The organism is Nostoc cf. commune SO-36, assembly GCF_023734775.1.
GTDB lineage: Bacteria > Cyanobacteriota > Cyanobacteriia > Cyanobacteriales > Nostocaceae > Nostoc > Nostoc commune_A.
This window is the reverse complement of sequence record NZ_AP025733.1, coordinates 252763-271158: the sequence shown is the minus strand read 5'-3', so window position 1 is coordinate 271158 and position 18396 is coordinate 252763. Positions and strand designations below refer to the sequence as shown.

Below are 18396 nucleotides of genomic sequence, written 5' to 3'. Positions count from 1 at the left end.
AATAGTGAATTCATAAATAAGGGTCGTCTACTTTACAGGTATCGGACAATTAGAGAAATTACTAAACCATCGACAGGACAATGCAATCTAGACCTCTACACCTTATTTTTGCTGTCAGAGCCAAAGTTTGGGGGGTGCAGTAGGTTGGCAGAGATATTGGGAGACGTTTCACATGATAGTGTGAATCGGTTTTTGTTGAGAGAGAGATACGAACCGAAAGATTTATTCAACATAGTAGAGAAAATCATTAATTTGGTAGGAGGGATATTAAGTGTAGACGATACAGTAATAGAAAAGATTTACAGCGACCCAAAAAATGCCGAATTAATCAGTTATTTTTGGTCAGGAAAAGCCCATAAAACTATTATTGGTTTAAATTTAATCACTTTATATTACAGCGATATTAATGGTAACTCAGTACCAATAAACTACAGAATATATGACAAAAAGGAGGGGAAAACAAAAAACGATTATTTTAGAGAAATGGTGAGTGAAATAATAAGCTGGGGAGTCAAACCAAGAATAATAACAGGAGATAGTTGGTATTCAGGAGTAGAAAATTTAAAATTTCTAAAAAACCAGAAATTGGGTTTTCTATTCGGGATTGAAAAAAACAGAACTGTCTCAAATGAGCCACATAAGTATTGCCAGGTAAGTACTCTGGTGATTCCAGAGTCAGGATTAAGAACTCATCTGAAAGAATTTGGATTTATAAAGTTGTTTAGGAAAGACTTCAAGAAAGAAGACTCTAGACCGGAGGCGGAGCGTCTCCGGCTCCGCACTATATTTTGTATGTTCCAGATGAGGAAAGAATCAAGGATATAACTAGAAATGAATTTATCACAATTCATGATACCCATTGGGGAATTGAAACCTTTCATCGAGCCATAAAACAAGTATGTGGAATTTGTCGGTTCATGGTTAGGGATACCTATGCAATCAAGACTCACATATTTTGTTCACTTCAAGCTTTTATTAGATTGGAGTTTATGCGGTCTGAAAAAATAATTAGCAATTGGTACGAAGTACAACGGAATATGTTTACGTTAGTTGTACGTGAGCATATTTTTGCAAACCTTAGCAGTGATGGCATTATCTAGACTTCATAGATGATTCTTTTTGTCAATGCGTAAGTCCTAGAAGCATTCTTAAATAATTTTGTATCTTTGCCTTTTGATGATCGGGCGGCTCGGCTTTTTGGCACAATTCGGGTAGAGTTAGGGGCGCTTGGTACACCAATTGGGCCTTATGACTTACAGATAGCAGCAATCGCAGTTGTGAATAACTTAACATTAGTCACGCACAACACAAGAGAATTTAGTCGCGTTAGTCGGCTGGTGATTCAAGATTGGGAGCTTGAGCAATGATATCTTTTGTGGACTTGAATGAAAACTAATGCTGCTCGGCTACTTGATAAACTAGGTATTCCCTACCAAATTCTCACTTATGAAGTAGATCCCGCCGATCTCGCTGCTGAGAGTACAGCACACAAAGTTAGTCTTCCGCCAGAGCAAGTTTTTAAGACTCTAGTAGTCAGAGGCGACACAACAGGTATCTGTTTCGCTGTTGTGCCGGGAAATGCTCAGTTAGACTTAAAAGCCTTAGCGCGGATTTCAGGAAACCGCAAGGTTGAGACAGTTGCTCTGAAGGAAGTGCAGCAACTAACAGGATATATCCGTGGGGGTGTAACAGCTTTAGCCAGTAAAAAAGACTATCCAGTTTACCTTGATGAAACAGCAATCTTATTCGAGCAGATCACTGTTTCTGGTGGGATGCGAGGGATACTGCTTCTGCTATCGCCATCTGACTATTTACGTGCTGTCAGTGGTACTTTGGGAGCAATTCTACAAAATTAGTATTAAATCAGTTCTGAACAATCATACTTAAGTAGAAGTTGCGTTTATTACATAGAAACATTAAAGTTGCAGTAAATAAATAACAGTGTATTAGCGGGTTACAATCTATCATGAGCCTCACTAAGATATAGCGAATAATACATTATTTGCTACTTAAGAAGTGGGTTTTGAGCTAATGACTATCAAAAAACCTTTGGTAATCGAACAACCAGAACTGGGACGGCTCATACATGAACTTCGCACTGTAACGGGTTTAACCCAAGAACAATTTGCAACACATTTGGGCGTTACTTATTCCACAGTTAATCGTTGGGAAAATAAACGCTCTAAGTTATCACCGATGGCTATGCAGAGGGTTGAAAAACTTCTAGAAGAGATGGGTGATCAGGGGCAAAAACTGTTAACCAAATATCAATCAAATTAGTTTTGACTAAAAAGTAAGCAGGTTTGTTTAGGTAAGTAGTATTGCTTGCTTAATTTTAATGTGGCGATAGTTGCGACGGGCTGTTTGGTGTCGCAATTTTATAGGACATTCGCAGATTTAATGTGCTTTCTTCAGATTAATTAAGGTCGATACACCGCAAGGGTTTTAAATAAAAAAATTTTGAGTGAATGGAATACCGGAATGGCGCAGCGATTACTACAATTAGATGATGTCAGGCAAATAGATAGCCCACAGAAGGTAGCATCTTTATTTCAAAAAATTGGCTACAATGCTTCTGCTCAACAATTAGCTGTTAGTGATTTGGAGCTACCTGCTCGGAGCGCTGAGGCAATTTGGGATGCATACATGATTGCCGATCATCAAAAAGGTAATGAGTCCCTGCAAATATTGCTATTTCAGCTTCAAGAGGAAGAATGGCTCAATAGCAGTGCTGCAAGTAATCGGATGCGATCGCTGGCTCAAAGTCTTTGTAGACGACCCTCTAATTTTCTCCTGTTGGGTACAAAAAACTATGACCAATTAATGTTGGTCAATCCCCGTAAAAGTTTTGATGCTGACCTAAATTTAAAAGTCAGCATCCGCAAGTTACTGATTGACAGGGCTAATCCCACCAACTACGACAGAGACAGATTAGATGCGATCGCTGCTCGTAATCTATCTCCGCAAGAACTGTATAAAGTCCAGTGTGAAGCATTTGATGTAGAGAAGCTGACTAAAGAGTTCTATCGGGGTTATCGAGAAATCTTTGAGGAGTTGCAACGGGTTATCAAAGCTAATAACCAGCATTCTTACTTCAGTGACCCCAATCGCCTGCACCAGTTCTCTCAAAGACTCCTGGGACGAGTTATGTTTCTCTACTTTTTACAGAAAAAGGAGTTTTTGGGGAGCGATCGCAATTTTCTCAAGAATCAATACAACAAACTACACTCAGACCTAGAGGACACAGATTTTTATAATCAGGTTCTAGAGCCTCTGTTTTTTGAAATGCTCAACAAACAGCGCCCAAATATGGATTCCCCTTGGGGTAAAATTCCTTATCTCAATGGCGGATTGTTTGACCGGGATTATGGTTCAGGTGTGATTGATGCAGCTGGCGTGGAAACACCCCCTCAAATCGAATTACCTAACTCACTTTTTGACCCCAGTGGCGACAAAGGTATTCTCAGGTTCTTTAACAGCTATAACTTTACCGTATCAGAAAACATTCAGGGTGATGAGGATGCAGCCGTTGACCCTGAGATGCTGGGTAAGGTGTTCGAGAATATGTTGGCATCTGAGGAACGGGGACAAAGCGGTACTTTCTACACGCCACGCTCAATAGTCCAGTTCATGTGTGTGGAATCCCTGAGTCGTTACCTAGCAGAACAAACAGGTATGGACTCGGAGGCAGTCAAGAAGCTTACAGAATATGACTCTGAACTACCTGGGCAGGATATTAACCAACTGCTAACTAAAGAACAGGCGAAAAAGCTTAAAAAAGCTCTCTTATCCGTGACAGTCTGTGACCCGGCTGTGGGTTCTGGCGCTTTCCCCATAGGAATGATGCAAGTAATTTTGTCAGTCAAACAAGCGATCGCTCATCGGGAGGGCATGACTGTAGAACGGGGTAGTCTCACTATCAGTCAATGGAAACGGGACATTATTGCTAATAATCTCTACGGTGTGGACATTAAGCCTGAAGCTGTTGAAATTGCCAAGCTGCGAATGTGGTTATCGCTGGTAGTGGATATTCCTGATATTGATGATGTGGAACCACTGCCTAACCTTGATTACAAACTGATGTGTGGGGATTCGCTCATTTCTACTATTCAAGGTGAGCAGTTAATTCCTGACCCCACCAAAAACCAGCAAACAATGCTGAACGTGACTCCTGTACAAGCAGCTATTCAACCCTTAATAGATTTGCAGCATCAGTACTTTGAGGCTCATGCAGAGGAGCGAAAGGCACTCAGGGAGAGGATTTTAGAAGCTGAAAAGAATGTGTTTCGGGTTGCGATCGCTGATCGTTGTTCCTTTGGGTTAGGGAAGCAGAGGGAATTAGAAAACAAAATTAAGCTGATGAAGGGCAAGGTCAGCAAGGCTCAGGAAAAAGAACGTCAACAGATTATTGATAAGTTGGTTGAGTTGGATAAGTTTGCGGCTGAGGTGGAAAGGGGGATGCGATCGCTTAATTTCTTCCAATGGCATCTGCATTTTAATGAGGTGTTTCAGCAGCAGGGCGGGTTTGATATTGTGATTGGCAATCCGCCTTATGTAAGACAGGAGCAGATTAAAGAACTCAAGCCAGCCCTGCAAGCAGAATATGAATGTTACACCGGGGTATGTGACCTCTTTGTTTACTTCTATGAGCGTGGGTTTAGGCTGCTCAAGTCTGGAGGGCATTTGTCTTACATCACCTCTAACAAATACTTCCGTGCAGGTTATGGTGAAAAACTACGTCAATTCTTAGGGGAAAAGTCACAAGTCCAGGTGTTGATTGATTTCGGGGATGCACCAGTATTTGAAGCGATCGCTTATCCGAGCATTATTTTGGTTAGCAAGGGTAAACCAAATAATCATCAAGCCCGTGTGTTGAATTGGGAAGTTGGTAAATCTGTTGATGAGTTTACCTCAGTGTTTAAAAATCAAAGTTTTTATATGCCTCAGAAGGAATTAGGAGCTGATGGGTGGCGGTTAGAGTCTCCTGCTGTCTTGCGGTTGCTGGATAAGTTAAGAAGTGCAGGTATTCCGTTGGGTGAGTATGTGAATCGAAGGTTTTACTACGGAATTAAGACAGGTTTAAATGAAGCGTTTGTTGTAGATAGAGCGACGCGGGATAGGTTGATTGCTGAACATGAAACATCGGCTGAGGTTTTGAAACCATTTTTGAGGGGACGGGATGTTAAGCGGTGGTGTGTGGATTTTGCTGAACAATATTTAATTAAAATTGAGTCATCAGAAAATAAAAAGCATCCTTGGAGTGATAAGCCGGAAAAGGAAGCAGAGAAGATATTTTGTAAAACATATCCTGCTATTTATGCTTTTCTAAATTATTTTAGAGAAAGGTTAATCAACAGAGATGATCAAGGTAAATATTTTTGGGAATTACGCTCTTGTAAATATTGGCAAGAGTTTGAACAACCGAAAGTTATCCTTGGTCGATTTATGAACAAAGCTACTTTTGCTTTTGACAAACAAGGTTTTTTTCATAATGATGCTCTTTACATGATTTCTGGTATCGATGAGTTTGTAGTCGCTGTTTTAAATTCTTCTAGCTCTTGGTGGTTTATTTCTCAAATTTGTACTGATTTACAAAATGGATATTTACAGGCTTTCAGAGACAATCTTTTTCAAATTCCCATACCCAATGTTTCCAAAGATGAAGGTGAAATTATAGTTTCACTTGTTAAAAAAATACTTGAGTACAAAGGTCAGGGTGTGGAAAATTGGGAAGCAGAAATTGATGATATGGTTGCTCATCTGTATGGGCTGACGGCTGAAGAAATGAAGATAATTAGGGGGAGTAAGTATGAATAAACATCGACTCCTCGAAATTACAGAATATATATCAATTTTTGCTGTTATAGCTGGTTCTATCATAGCGATTGCTAGTGGAAAAATAATCTATGTTACTGTATCAATAGTTTTAGCAATTCTGCTTAATTTAATTAGACGTTCTCAATTTGAGGAACAGCTACACCAGCGAGTTAATAGAAATGATAATGAAACATATCAAAAAATATTAAATGATATTCAATCTCTAACAAGACTAGCAATATCATCTCATAGCAATTATGAAGCAATTCGGCATGAAATTACTGCTTTGTCAGAAAAGCTTGACTTAGTACAAACTGATACACAAAGTAATTTAAATGATGAAAATATTTTTCGATTACAAACTCAATGTCAAAATTTACAAGAGACTTTGAATAGCTTGGTTTATCGAATGTTGTCTTGTGGAGTATTGAGTAGTGGCGATACAAAACCAGTAGAAAAAGGAATTGCAAATATAATTATTCAATATCAACAAGAGAGAGCTAGTAGAAAAAATCTATATCAACTGGATAATGATGATGAATAGTAATTTTCAACAAGTAATCAATAGATTTATTACTCGAATTGAAAGTTTAAAATTTAGCTTTCAATTAATTGCTAATATAATTGATCTCAACGCGAAAAATGCAGAAAAAGAATTGATTGGTTTTACATCACCATTTTTAAGCCAAGAACAAACTGAAACAGAACTAAAAATTTCTTTGCAAATGCCTTATGAGAAATTAGTAGATTTTCAGGTATTAGGTAAAAAAGCACTTCAATACAGCATATCTTCACCAGTTATCAAAAGGAACTTTATTATTTCTTTAGTTAGTGAATTTGATATTCATTTAAGTTTACTTATTAGAACAATGTTTTCTGTTCAACCAGAAACTATTCATGCTTCAGATAAGCAACTTAGCTTTAAACAGCTACTAAAATTTAATAGTATGGATGCAGCTAAAGAATATTTGATTGAAAAAGAAATAGAATCAGTGTTGAGAGAAAGCCATAATGAACATTTTAAATGGCTTGAAAATAGATTAAATATGAAAAGTCTTAGAGATTTTGACACACCAGCATGGAAAAATTTTATTGAAATTACGGAAAGAAGGAATTTGTTTGTTCATTGTGATGGCATTATTTCAAATCAATATATAAATGTATGTACAGAAAATGCAATCCCTTTATCTAATTGCAAAGTTGGCGATCAATTAGACGTTAGTGAAGAATACTTTGATAAAGCTTATTATTGCTTCTTTGAAGTAGGAGTGAAATTAGCTCATACTCTATGGCGAAAGATTAAGCCTGAAGAACGAGAAATTGCAGATATAACGCTAAACAATTTATGTCTTCAACTTATTATTGATGAAGAATATAAACTGTCAAATATACTGTTAGACTTTGCAAGAAGTGAACCTATTATAAAAAAGTCTTCTCAACAGGTAAAGTTGTTACTGCTGTTAAATAAAGCACAATGCCTTAAATGGAGCGGAGATATGAAGGAATACCGCAACCTTCTATTACAACAAGACTGGAGTGCCTGTTGTGATGAGTTTAAATTAGCAAAATTTGTTTTATTAGATGAGTATGACGAAGCCTATAAACTAATGAAAGCAATTGGAAATCACCCTGAAAAAGTTTCAGCAATTCATTATCAAGAGTGGCCAGTCTTTAAAGAGTTTAGAAAAACAGAACAATTTCTAAAAGCATATCAAGAGATTTTTAATGAAACCTTTGACTTAAAACCAGCACCATCTTCATTTACTGATACTGAAAGTAATAACAAAAATTAATAATGTCCATTCCAGACTACATCGACAACTCCCGTCATAAACTGCAAACCATCCTCAAAACCTTAATTGAGGATGAAAATCAAATAGTCCTTGACATCGCCACTGGCTTTTTCCGCATTGAGGCATGGGTACGTCTGGAAGCTGCCATGAACCAACTAACCAGCCTGCGCTTACTCATTGGACGTGACCCCACCATTAGACCAGCAGAGAGCGATCGCATTGACTTAATCCGTTACTTTAAGAAAAACATTCAAGAGGAGTTAGAAAACCAACCGCTAAATTCTAAATACCAGAATGAGATAGAGCGCATGATTGCCTATTTGCAAAGGCATGACGTTGAGGTGAGACTTTTTGGAGCGCATGGAGATAGAAATCAGTTTCTTCATGCCAAAGCCTATATCTTCAATAATTACAGCATCGTCGGGTCTTCCAACTTCACCCCAGCCGGCTTAGAAGGGAATACCGAGTTAAACGTTGTCAACAAAATTGGTGCGATCGCTCACGACCTCAGACATAACTGGTTTGCAGGATTTTGGAATGACCCTAGCGTTGATGTTGACTATAAAGCCAAGCTAATTGATGCCCTCAACGCCTCCAAGTTTGGCAGTAAAGCTTATACCCCCTACCAAATATTCCTCAAAGCTTTATACGAATTATTCAAAGACGATAGCATCATTGGTGAGAGCGATCGCACTTCATTAGAACTAGCCAGTTTTCAACAAGAGGGATTTGAAAGAGCAGTTAGACTCATCGAAAGACATGATGGCTGTGTTATTGCTGATGCTGTGGGTTTGGGGAAAACCTTTATTGGGTTGCGGCTGCTGGACTATTACCTAATTAAACTGAGGAAACCGAGATTTGTGCCTCGTGCTTTGGTGGTTTGTCCGGCTCAACTCAAAAAATTAGTGTGGGACAAAAAACTAGATGAATTTGGCATTAAAGCTGATGTAATTTCTCATGAAGAAATCAGCCGTCAAAGCTTTAATGTTCAAGATTATGCCCGTTATGACATCGTGGTGGTGGATGAATCTCATAACTTCCGTAACAGTGCCACCAATCGCTACCGTAATTTATTAAAGCTAGTCAGCAGTGGTAAGCGCAATAAACGAGTGGTATTACTAACAGCTACCCCTATTAATAACAGCATATTTGACCTTTATCATCAAATATTACTAATTACCCGTGGTGGTGAGACTTATTACAGAGAATGGGGTATTTCTAACCTCAAGACTTATTTTAAAGCCCTAGCTAAAGGTGGGGTAGAAATTACAGAACTCCTTATGCAAACAATGGTGAGACGTAGCCGCCAGGACGTGATTAGAAGGCAACAAGCAGGTGAAGAAATTCGCATTAATGGTAAACTCATTCACTTTCCTAAACGTCAGTTAGAACAGTTTACCTATAATTTTGAGGATAGCTTTGCAGGGCTGTACACTGGGATAGCCACTCAAATTGACAAGCTGAACTTACCTGCTTATAACATTAAGGCTTTTAAAAAGCGCAAGGATAAAGGGGAAGAAAATGAAGTTAAGCGCAATGATGCCCTAGTTGCCCTCCAAAAAGCCCTTTATTTTAAACGATTTGAAAGTTCACTACTTGCTTTTAGAAATAGTATTCGTAACCAAAGAGACTTTCAAACTAATTTTTATGAAATTCTTACTCAACAAAAAAAGCTATTAGATAGTAAAAACTTTCGCAAGTTAGTATTAGCTGCTGAAACAGACGAAGAAGAAGGTAAATCAGTTAATGTCATTATTGAGTCATTAGGTGAAGTTGATCCTAAAGACTATGACATAAATCAACTCAAACAGCAGATTGAAGCTGATTTGAGAATCTTAAATAACATTATTATCACCTTAGAACAAATTGAATCGTCAGCCATAGCCAACACAGACTATGACCGCAAGTTAGCAGCATTCAAAGACCTACTCAAAACTCAACTGCAAGGTAAAAAGATTTTAGTATTTAGCTACTTCAAAGATACTGCTGAGTATTTATATAAGCAATTAATTACAGATAAAGCTTGGTTATCCCAAATGCAAGTTAATGGTCAAGCGCCTGTAATTGAGTTATTGACTGGTGCAACCCCCGGTAAACAACGGGAAGAGAAAGTTAAGCGGTTTGCACCTAAAGCTAATGTCCAAACTGATAATGATGAGGAATTAACTCTACTGCAACAAAACCCAATTGATATTCTTGTCTGTACAGATGTACTATCAGAAGGTCAAAACCTGCAAGATGCTGGGGTGTTAGTTAACTATGACTTGCACTGGAACCCAGTCCGCATGATTCAAAGGGCAGGACGGATTGACCGCTTAGGCACTGATTATGACGAGCTATTTATCTACAATTGCTTTCCAGAACAGGGACTAGAGACGCTATTAGGGTTAGTTAGAAGATTACAAGAGCGTATTGCTACCATTGACCGTGAGGTAGGGCTAGACGGTAGTGTACTAGGTGAAACTATTTCTGGTAAATCATTAGACGAACTGTACAAACTCAAGATGGCTGACACCGATGCAGAAAAACAAGCCATTTTAGAAGAACTAGAACAAGCATCTGATTTGGTATCCCTAGATGAGATGAGATTACCGTTACTAGAGTTTTTACAACAAGCTAGTAAGGAACTAATTGATGATATCCCCTTTGGTATTCATAGCACCTGGAATAAACCCATACCCCACCCCAACGTTCCTGATGGGGGCATATTCTTTGCTTTTCGGGTACAAGACAAGCACTTTTGGCATTTTTACCCACGCATTGATAATGCTATCTCCCTAGACCCTAATAGGTTGATTAGCGACAAACGCACCATTTTTAACTGGCTTAAATGCCAATCCTCAGATTTTCCAAAACCTGATGAATTACCACCAGTTGAGTTTGATAACCGCATTTTCCCTGTTTTAGAAAGAGCCGTAGGCAATCTGTTTAACTCTTTCCAACAACAGCAAACGGCTAAAGGCATTAAACCGCAAATGCCCAAGCTATTACAAAGCATTCATCATGCTCTCACCCAGCCTGATTTATTTCAAAGTGAACCAATTGATGAAGAAGCCAAAGAACGGGTGTTAAAGGTAATCACTACCGTTAATTCCCGTAGCTATGAGCGAGATGTTAAAGCAATTTGGGAGTTATTCAAAGAACATAAAAATGTCAGCTTACTCATTTCTGGGTTAGATGAATATTTTGTAGACAGTGACCAATATGAGGAACTTGCAGATGACCAAGACATAAGACCAGCAGAAATTATCCAGCAGAAAGACATTAAGTTGATTTGCTATGAGTGGTTTAAACCAGATTCTTAGAGGAAAAGTTAGCGATCGCACTCCGAAGCAAGAAAATCTAGTGTGTACAGTAAATAATGATGATTTAGTATGACTGAAACAAATATTTTAGAACAGGCAAAACAGGGTGATACTCAAGCAATTGTTAGCCTGATGAATAAAGCCCTAGAACCCAAAGGCATAACAGTTCAGGTAAGTATCAAAGATGATAGCCTCACCATAACGGCTGAAGCTAAGGAAGTTCCAGAACAATCATTTTTTGTTGATTATGTTCAAAAATCAATAGCTAAGTTAAATTTAGCCCGAATCAAATTTTTATATATTCGTGGGCAGGTAAATGGTAGTAAGTTTCCTGCTTGGCGACAAACTATTAACTTAAAAGAGCATGAGGTATTACCAACACCGATTATTAACGCGCAAACTTCTTCTGTCAATTCAAAAAATAAAACAAACCCGTTTAATATATTCAACATTTTAGTTCAATTTAGAGAAGTAATTAATACTGTATTTTTAGGGGGAATACTAGGGATACTGGTTTTTAATTTGTGGTGGCAACGACAACCCAAAAATTTGCAATATGAATATAAAATTGAAAGCTTTGACGATATTGTTTTTGATATAGGCATAAATAAATTGGGCGATGAAGGGTGGGAATTGGTTTTTGCGCGTAGAGCCTTGACTGGAGAGGAGTATTCGCGTAAAGGAATCTATGAGTGCATTTTTAGAAGAGCCAAAGTTAAAGAATCAAATCAACAGTAATCATAATCATGGATGAAATTGTTAGTAAATTAGCAGGTGTTGGATTACCAGCCGTTGTACTTCTCATCGCAATGGCATCAACTGGTTTAGCTGGTGCTGCTGCAATTACTGCCGCATTAGCCATGTTAGGCCCAGGCGGAATGGTAGGCGGTATTGTATTACTGGGAATAATAGGATTAGCATCAGATGCACTAACCAAATATGGATTGACAGCACTACTCCAGGGAATTTATCAAGAGAGAAAAGCTAAAGGTGAACCTTTGCATAACCTCTGTAGAGAAATTGACGGTTTACCAATTACTAGAGAATTGAAGCTACTTATTAAAGAATATATCGGTTGCTCTCGTTAATGCGGGTAAATGAGTATCTGTTCAGAAACTTAAGTGTATTGATATTACAAGGATAATGCAATGTCTAAGCATAACCAAAAATTTCATACTGTCAAAGAAAATGGAATTATTATTTTACACTCAAACCATTTAGGGGATATTTTAGAGGTTAACATCAACAAAGAAAAGCGTCGATTTTACGGTATTAGAGAAGATGGTTCCTTGATAGAACATGACAGTGATTGCGGAAATGATTTTGCTCAACCCGTAATGCTTTATAAAATATACTATTGCTTTGAAAATGACACTTGGGGAGTAGGGTATCGAATTAAAGATACGAAAGAGAAAAAGTGGATGGATGGTTTTAAAACAGCTAGAGAAGCTTGGTTATATAGAGAAGCATTAATTGCCGATGATATAGCTAAAAGATAAATAAGAATCACGTACCAAAAGCGATCGCTCACCCACCCAATTCTTAGAGGAAATCTACCAAACAATGACCTACTGGCTATTTCAAGGCAACCCAAAATATTACCGCATCATTGAAGGTATCTGCAATTGTCTGGTTATTAAACGGGTTTAATAGAGAAGTCTTTTCACAAAGATTAGTTAGGGGCAAGGGTACTTACAATCATCTTGGCTTAATGTCAAATTACTTTAAATATTTCAATATTAGGGTTATAAATTATTATGAAAGTGCTTTTACCAGAGGAAACAGAACTCCAAGGTTTTGAAAAAAATTTAAAAACAACTCTAGAGCAAGCAAAACTTGCAGGTTACGCCCTTATGGGTTTTCAATTTAGAGAGGCTCTTGGTTCAAAGTTACACGAAATTGATGCTTTGGTGGTAATGGAGCCAGGGGTATTTGTATGTTTAGAGGCAAAAGGATATAAAGGTAAGTGGACAGGAAGCGCCAACGAAAGATGGTTTTCTGATACTCAAGAAATTAAAGCAGTTGGCGGCAATCCATATAAACAAGTTGAACGATACAGCCTAGTTATAAAAGATAAGCTCCAGTCTCGTATATTTCGGGATATCAAATTCTGGGTCAATTATTTTGTTGTTGCCCCAGATGAAACAAGATTTGACGTAGAAGGTGCTGCTATTAATACCTTTCAACCTGGAAAGTCAGTATCAATTTGTCATGTATCTAAAATAGAACAGGTTTTAGGTAGTATTAGAACTAATGAAGAGGTTGCTGCAAAATTTAATGAAGTTGGTATTAAAAAAATTATTAGCGAACTCATAGGAATTTCACTAGAAGAACTTGAAAAAATTATAATTGCTCAGTCGCCTGAACCATCAATATCTGTTGAAACCACTCCAGAACAAGTTACTGAGCCACCACCAATATCCGTTGAAACGACTCCAGAAAAAGTTACTGAGCCAACTCGCACAAATAAATCTATTCTCCTAACTTGCTTGATAGGATTAGGAATATTGGTAACTACTGGCGGAACTTGGAATTATTTTTGGAATAAAAGACCATGCGAAACCGCTACAGAAACAAGAATAAATGGTATTTGTTATAAAGATATTTCTAAAAAACCTATTGAAGAAAAAAAAATAGAAGTAACCACTTTAACCATAGGAATTTTGAGTAACCCGAGTTACTATCAAGAACTAACAAACTACTTACGTTCTCAATTTGGTAATAAAGTACAAATAGTTATTGATGGTGATGAATCAATTTCTTATGAAGAAGCCCGAAAAAGGATGATAAATAAAGAATGGGATATTGCCTTTACTTTATCACCAATACTTTCTGTAGCTGCGAAAAATAACGATTATCATTTTGCAGCCCGAATGTTTCCAAATAATCCTCCATATTACCAGGCTACGTTATTCACAAAATCTACCAGTAGTATTAAATCTCTCAATGATTTAAAAACTACAAATACTATTGCTCTAGGCGATTTCAATTCAGCATCTAGTTTCTATGTACCTGCTTATGACTTATTTGGTAAAAGTCTCAGGGTAGATATGGGGCATCGAAGTAAAGATATTAAAGACTTAGTTAAAACTGGAAAAGCTGATATAGGTGCTGGTGCTTATGAGGCAGTTGCAAGTGACAAAGATTTAAAAATTATTCACTTAAGTAAGCAAATTCCTGGTGCTAATGTTTATTTATCATCTAAGCTTTCTGAATCTGACCGTCAGATAATTACAAAGGTTTTGCTAAATGCACCAGATAATATTAGAAAAAAAGCTAATTATAGTGGTGGGGAAGAACATGATTATTCACAATTAATAAAAATATCTCAAAGAACTGAAGAAATTCTAAAATGTGCAAATTTTCAACGAAATCCAGTTAATTTTTACTGTAGTGATAGTTCCCCAGAGCCAAAACCTAGTATTTCTCCTGATACTTCAGAAATATTAGGACGTGTTAATGGATGGAGTCGTCAAACTAATGAAATTGAAACTTTCAAGTTGTCAGGAAAAGATAATACAGTTTACCAAATAATTGTACCTCGAAAAATTCTTAATCAAATTTCCGGTGCTTCTAATCCAATTGCCTTACAAGGTAAAGAAGTCAAAATCACAAATGTTGCGCCCCAAAAAGCACAAGGAGGAATGTTTGAATTAAAAATTACAGAGCCTAATCAATTAAATATATTAGAAGATATACCAAAATCTTCTATACAGTCAAACTATCAAGTCAAGCAAGTCGATGACGGCGATACAATAACAGTCACTGATGTATCTAATCAAGAAATCAGAGTGAGGTTTGCTTGTATAGATACCGCAGAAGTACCTCATTCGGATACAGAAAAAAACAGTAATAACCCTGCTGATACAAATCAGTTTTTATGGGGCAATAAAGCTAAAGAGCGACTAAAAACATTAATACAAAAAGGTGGTAGTCAAGTACAACTAAATATAGTAGATACCGATTTTTATGGTCGTAAAGTCGCTGAAGTCCGCTTACCAGATAATACTTTAACTCAACAGATATTAGTTAAAGAAGGATTAGCTATGGTTTATCGAAAATACCTGAAAAACTGCCCTAGTGCTGGTATTGTGGAACAGGCTGAAGACGAAGCTAAACAACAAGGTTTAAATATTTGGGCAGATTCACAGTTTACTGCACCTTGGTATTGGCGATCGCAGAAAAAATCTTCAAAAAAATCGTAACCTTTCACAAATAAAATCAATCATTATAACCACCAAAATATAAATGTCTAAATTGCCCTCTAAATTCTTTGCTGTTCCCGCGTTATTACCAGTGCTACTACTGTCACAATTACAACAAGATTCGCAAAAAGATATTAGTAACCTTCAATTAAATGAGCAATCAATGTTGGCAGTTAATTGGGTGCAACAATCTGGAGAATATAGAGCATTAACTTATCAAGCGTTCAATATAGCCAAACTCACTTTTGATACCGCTAAATCAAAAAATATTGCCCGTCCCGCCATCATTGTTGATATTGATGAAACAGTTCTTGATAATAGCCCCTATCAAGCAGGGTTATTAGATACTAATAATGGGTTTCAACTTACTACTTGGAATCAATGGATTAAAGCAGAAAAAGCTAAATCTGTACCGGGAGCAGTTGAATTAGTTAATTATGTAAATAAAAATGGTGGTAAGGTATTTTTTATTTCCAATCGAGATGAAAAAAGTGCTAAAAATTCTAAAATAACCGATTTAGAAATAGCTACTATCAATAATTTAAAAGCAGTGGGATTCACAGGAGTCAATGAACAGACAGTATTGTTAAAAGGAGAGTTTACTAAAATAATTGACGGCAAAGAAAATACCTCTAAACAATGGCGAGTAGACGCTGTTAAAAATGGCAGTGCTGATGGAAAAAGATATACAGTAATTGCCTTGATTGGTGATAACCTCAATGACTTTGATGAAACCATAGGCAAGAATAACCAACAACGACGTGATCATGTAGACAATAACCGGAAAAATTACGGTATGTTTAATATCACAAAAGGGATAGTTAAACCTGCTTACATTGCAATACCTAATCCTATGTATGGAAACTGGGAAACAGGAATTTATAACCCCCTAGCATTTAAAAAACAAAGTTCTTTTGATATGAGTCCAGGAGAAAGAAATCAACAACGCAAAGAATCTTTAAATCGGTGGTTGGCGAAGTAATATAAAATTCGATTGATTAGTTATAATTTTTGGAACTTTGCAAAACAGTAAAAACTTTTCTCCTATAGATACTCCCTAGCGTTCGCCCCAATTCTTAGAGGAACACCCCAGGCAGGCGTAGCCCGTCGCAGGCGATCGCACCCATTCTTAAGGGATGTCAAAAAATCTACCAAGTTGTAAAAGTCAATTACAGAAACAATTTAAACCTATTGTTAATCTGATAATAAATCTGTTAAATCCATACCAAAAATATAATAAGGATTTTGGTACTCTTCTGGAATATCATTCATTGATTCATTATTTTCTTGAAGATATTTACTATTACTCTCTTGATGCCTTTTAAGTTTTTGATGTATGGGTGAAGATGTATCTTTTTTACCACTATTAATATAGTTTAAAATATCTTCCCTTAACTTATTCAATCTATTATGAGTAGCTAAAGGATTATCTGAAGATAGAGTATAAGCTGTTCTATAGTCATGCCCAGCCTCTCTCAATCTCTTCCATTCTTCGCATCTGGACTTTTGATTTAATGGTTCCATTGGATTAAATCTATCGCTGTAATTGCCAGTATATTTAAATTAGTTTAATTATATATTACCTACCTAGATAATCCCTTATTTTGCTACAGCAGACATTGAGATATACATCAAGCGCATAACACCATTCGAGAACATGAAAACCACCGACGCGATCGCCCACCCCACCATGACCAACATCCACAACCTCGGCATGACCGATACTGAGTATGCCCAGCTACTAGCCCAAGGCTACGACCCCAACCTAGAACACCAGTTGATAGAACTTGGCGAAAACCCAGACCAAGCTAGGCAGTTAGCCCGAATAGTGGGACTGACCAAAGACAAACCCCTCCAGACTGAGGAGGAGTGGCAAGAGTTTATGGCAGTTTGGGGGGATTAGTTCTCTTGGAAAGTGAGCGATCGCGCCCCACTCCGTTCTTAGAGGAAACTTCAAGCGTAGGCGTAGCCCGTTGCAGACACCGCCCCCAATCCTCTATGACCTGTATATTATTTAATAAGTGTTAATTCTATTTGTATGATGCAAGATTTGGAAATACTTGACATTGTAGATGAAAATGATTGCGTTATCGGACAAAAGAAACGCTCAGAAATATATAGTCAAGGGCTGTGCAATTTTAGAGTTGTCAATGCTTTTGCTGTTAATTCACTAGGACAACTTTGGATACCTCGCCGTTCTGCACAAAAACGAATTTTTCCCCTTTGTCTTGATGTCAGCATGGGTGGTCATGTGGAAAGTGGAGAAACTTACGAAGATGCTCTGCAACGTGAACTCGAAGAAGAATTAAACTTAAATTTAAACATGCTTAATACGCAGTTATTGGGTTATCTAACACCATATCAATATCAAGTATCTGCTTTTATGAAAGTTTATGAAATTACATTAGATTGTGAACCAAATTACAATAAGAATGATTTTATTGAAAGTTTTTGGTTATACCCTTCTGATTTAATAGAATGGTTGAATAAAGGTGAACCTGCAAAAAGCGACTTGATGAAACTTGTGCAGATGTTTTATATCCATACCAAATATATAATAAGGGTTCGCCAAGCCTATCGATTGTGATAAATCCTAAACTCCTCTCATCAAGTCCAATTGACAATTGCGATCGCCTCCAACGTGGCATTTATCATGGCTCCTGTTGAATTTACCACTCGTTTGGAGTCAGTATTAGAGAAAGTCGTTATTAAAATTGGCAACGAGAACATCAGACATCAGCAGATGCTATTTAGTTCTGGACGGAATTGATAGCTTCTCAACCCAAGTTAAAGGCGGTTCTATTTTACTTCCAGTAGAAATTAACTCGTAGTCATAACCAGCCGTTTGACAAAAAGTTATGATTTCTTGAGAATTGATAGCTTCGACAACTGGTGTTGGAATATTCAAATCGGCTGGTTTTTCCTTAACTATATTTTTAGCAAAGTCGTTTGCATCCGAGGCTGATTCAAACATCAATACTTTGTTGCGACCATTAAAAAAAATCGTATGGATTCCTTCATGGTCAGTATGAGAGTTGAATATTAAAACATATACAGTCTTATTAATAGCTTGGCTAATAAGACTAACACCAATCCTGGAAGCGGAAGCTGGATAAAGTTGATTTTGCCTAATCTCTCTAACAGCAGGAGCTTCAATTAGGGCGAATGCAGGTGTTGTAAACCAAGAACAAGTAGCAAGCGTAAGTGTAGTAGCCAAAACTTTTACTTGCATAGTTTTCTCTAATTTACTCATACATAATTCTCATGTACTCATTA

The 18396-nt window shown here is 37.2% G+C and carries 15 protein-coding genes and 2 pseudogenes; 15 read left to right on the top strand and 2 right to left on the bottom strand.

The genetic code is table 11. The features are described from left to right. The first annotated feature begins 48 nt into the window (after positions 1 to 48). The 13 genes and pseudogenes from ANSO36C_RS32080 (at position 49) to ANSO36C_RS32020 (ending at position 16102) form a co-directional block, all read left to right on the top strand. A pseudogene (locus ANSO36C_RS32080) lies at positions 49 to 1100 on the top strand (IS701 family transposase). 39 nt (positions 1101 to 1139) lie between these two features. Further along, positions 1140 to 1367, top strand: a pseudogene (locus ANSO36C_RS32075) (PIN domain-containing protein); the annotation flags it as partial. 18 nt (positions 1368 to 1385) lie between these two features. Next, positions 1386 to 1856: a Cys-tRNA(Pro) deacylase gene (gene ybaK, locus ANSO36C_RS32070; protein ID WP_251960628.1), complete on the top strand. Its 471-nt coding sequence runs from the start codon at positions 1386 to 1388 to the stop codon at positions 1854 to 1856. 175 nt (positions 1857 to 2031) lie between these two features. Beyond that, positions 2032 to 2280, top strand: a complete 249-nt coding sequence (locus ANSO36C_RS32065) for a helix-turn-helix domain-containing protein (protein WP_251960627.1) — start codon at positions 2032 to 2034, stop codon at positions 2278 to 2280. Positions 2281 to 2481: 201 nt separating this feature from the next. Further along, on the top strand, positions 2482 to 5817 hold the full coding sequence (locus ANSO36C_RS32060; protein WP_251960626.1) for an Eco57I restriction-modification methylase domain-containing protein: 3336 nt from the start codon (positions 2482 to 2484) through the stop codon (positions 5815 to 5817). Further along, complete coding sequence (locus ANSO36C_RS32055) at positions 5810 to 6361, top strand: hypothetical protein (protein ID WP_251960625.1); 552 nt, start codon at positions 5810 to 5812, stop codon at positions 6359 to 6361. Before ANSO36C_RS32060 ends, ANSO36C_RS32055 begins: the two co-directional genes overlap by 8 nt. Next, complete coding sequence (locus ANSO36C_RS32050) at positions 6354 to 7610, top strand: hypothetical protein (protein WP_251960624.1); 1257 nt, start codon at positions 6354 to 6356, stop codon at positions 7608 to 7610. Before ANSO36C_RS32055 ends, ANSO36C_RS32050 begins: the two co-directional genes overlap by 8 nt. Positions 7611 to 7612: 2 nt before the next feature. Then, positions 7613 to 10915: a helicase-related protein gene (locus ANSO36C_RS32045; protein ID WP_251960623.1), complete on the top strand. Its 3303-nt coding sequence runs from the start codon at positions 7613 to 7615 to the stop codon at positions 10913 to 10915. Positions 10916 to 10984: 69 nt separating this feature from the next. Next, positions 10985 to 11653 carry a hypothetical protein gene (locus ANSO36C_RS32040; protein WP_251960622.1) on the top strand — a complete coding sequence of 223 codons (669 nt, stop codon included), beginning with the start codon at positions 10985 to 10987 and terminating at the stop codon, positions 11651 to 11653. 8 nt (positions 11654 to 11661) lie between these two features. Continuing rightward, positions 11662 to 12003: a hypothetical protein gene (locus tag ANSO36C_RS32035; protein WP_251960621.1), complete on the top strand. Its 342-nt coding sequence runs from the start codon at positions 11662 to 11664 to the stop codon at positions 12001 to 12003. A gap of 60 nt (positions 12004 to 12063) precedes the next feature. Then, on the top strand, positions 12064 to 12414 hold the full coding sequence (locus ANSO36C_RS32030; protein ID WP_251960620.1) for an SMP family protein: 351 nt from the start codon (positions 12064 to 12066) through the stop codon (positions 12412 to 12414). Positions 12415 to 12672: 258 nt separating this feature from the next. Next, the gene (locus tag ANSO36C_RS32025; RefSeq protein WP_251960619.1) at positions 12673 to 15120 is read left to right on the top strand and encodes a PhnD/SsuA/transferrin family substrate-binding protein; all 2448 of its coding nucleotides are present in this window, start codon (positions 12673 to 12675) and stop codon (positions 15118 to 15120) included. Between the two features lie 43 nt (positions 15121 to 15163). Then, positions 15164 to 16102: a 5'-nucleotidase, lipoprotein e(P4) family gene (locus tag ANSO36C_RS32020; RefSeq protein WP_251960618.1), complete on the top strand. Its 939-nt coding sequence runs from the start codon at positions 15164 to 15166 to the stop codon at positions 16100 to 16102. Positions 16103 to 16314: 212 nt separating this feature from the next. Here the strand turns inward: ANSO36C_RS32020 and ANSO36C_RS32015 are convergent, their stop codons facing one another. After that, positions 16315 to 16644, bottom strand: coding sequence for a hypothetical protein (locus ANSO36C_RS32015; protein WP_251960617.1), 330 nt, complete (start codon positions 16642 to 16644; stop codon positions 16315 to 16317). Between the two features lie 133 nt (positions 16645 to 16777). Here ANSO36C_RS32015 and ANSO36C_RS32010 point away from each other — a divergent pair, with 133 nt between their 5' ends. After that, a complete protein-coding gene (locus tag ANSO36C_RS32010; protein ID WP_251960616.1) occupies positions 16778 to 17023 on the top strand; it encodes a hypothetical protein in 246 nt (81 codons plus the stop codon). Positions 17024 to 17158: 135 nt separating this feature from the next. Then, positions 17159 to 17707 carry an NUDIX hydrolase gene (locus tag ANSO36C_RS32005; protein ID WP_251960615.1) on the top strand — a complete coding sequence of 183 codons (549 nt, stop codon included), beginning with the start codon at positions 17159 to 17161 and terminating at the stop codon, positions 17705 to 17707. 159 nt (positions 17708 to 17866) lie between these two features. Here ANSO36C_RS32005 and ANSO36C_RS32000 read toward each other — a convergent pair whose 3' ends face one another. Continuing rightward, positions 17867 to 18373 (bottom strand): DUF3110 domain-containing protein, encoded by a 507-nt coding sequence (locus ANSO36C_RS32000; protein WP_251960614.1) that lies wholly within the window; start codon positions 18371 to 18373, stop codon positions 17867 to 17869. Between the last annotated feature and the right edge of the window lie 23 nt (positions 18374 to 18396).

What these genes read in the sequence shown, in the direction of transcription:
- ANSO36C_RS32050 (WP_251960624.1), top strand. Translation starts at nt 6,354, where the DNA reads ATGAATAGTAATTTTCAACAAGTAATCAATAGATTTATTACTCGAATT.
- ANSO36C_RS32055 (WP_251960625.1), top strand. Translation starts at nt 5,810, where the DNA reads ATGAATAAACATCGACTCCTCGAAATTACAGAATATATATCAATTTTT.
- ANSO36C_RS32035 (WP_251960621.1), top strand. Translation starts at nt 11,662, where the DNA reads ATGGATGAAATTGTTAGTAAATTAGCAGGTGTTGGATTACCAGCCGTT.
- ANSO36C_RS32020 (WP_251960618.1), top strand. Translation starts at nt 15,164, where the DNA reads ATGTCTAAATTGCCCTCTAAATTCTTTGCTGTTCCCGCGTTATTACCA.
- ANSO36C_RS32045 (WP_251960623.1), top strand. Translation starts at nt 7,613, where the DNA reads ATGTCCATTCCAGACTACATCGACAACTCCCGTCATAAACTGCAAACC.
- ANSO36C_RS32060 (WP_251960626.1), top strand. Translation starts at nt 2,482, where the DNA reads ATGGCGCAGCGATTACTACAATTAGATGATGTCAGGCAAATAGATAGC.
- ANSO36C_RS32025 (WP_251960619.1), top strand. Translation starts at nt 12,673, where the DNA reads ATGAAAGTGCTTTTACCAGAGGAAACAGAACTCCAAGGTTTTGAAAAA.
- ANSO36C_RS32040 (WP_251960622.1), top strand. Translation starts at nt 10,985, where the DNA reads ATGACTGAAACAAATATTTTAGAACAGGCAAAACAGGGTGATACTCAA.
- ANSO36C_RS32015 (WP_251960617.1), bottom strand. Translation starts at nt 16,644, where the DNA reads ATGGAACCATTAAATCAAAAGTCCAGATGCGAAGAATGGAAGAGATTG.
- ANSO36C_RS32030 (WP_251960620.1), top strand. Translation starts at nt 12,064, where the DNA reads ATGTCTAAGCATAACCAAAAATTTCATACTGTCAAAGAAAATGGAATT.
- ANSO36C_RS32065 (WP_251960627.1), top strand. Translation starts at nt 2,032, where the DNA reads ATGACTATCAAAAAACCTTTGGTAATCGAACAACCAGAACTGGGACGG.
- ybaK (WP_251960628.1), top strand. Translation starts at nt 1,386, where the DNA reads ATGAAAACTAATGCTGCTCGGCTACTTGATAAACTAGGTATTCCCTAC.
- ANSO36C_RS32010 (WP_251960616.1), top strand. Translation starts at nt 16,778, where the DNA reads ATGAAAACCACCGACGCGATCGCCCACCCCACCATGACCAACATCCAC.
- ANSO36C_RS32000 (WP_251960614.1), bottom strand. Translation starts at nt 18,373, where the DNA reads ATGAGTAAATTAGAGAAAACTATGCAAGTAAAAGTTTTGGCTACTACA.
- ANSO36C_RS32005 (WP_251960615.1), top strand. Translation starts at nt 17,159, where the DNA reads ATGATGCAAGATTTGGAAATACTTGACATTGTAGATGAAAATGATTGC.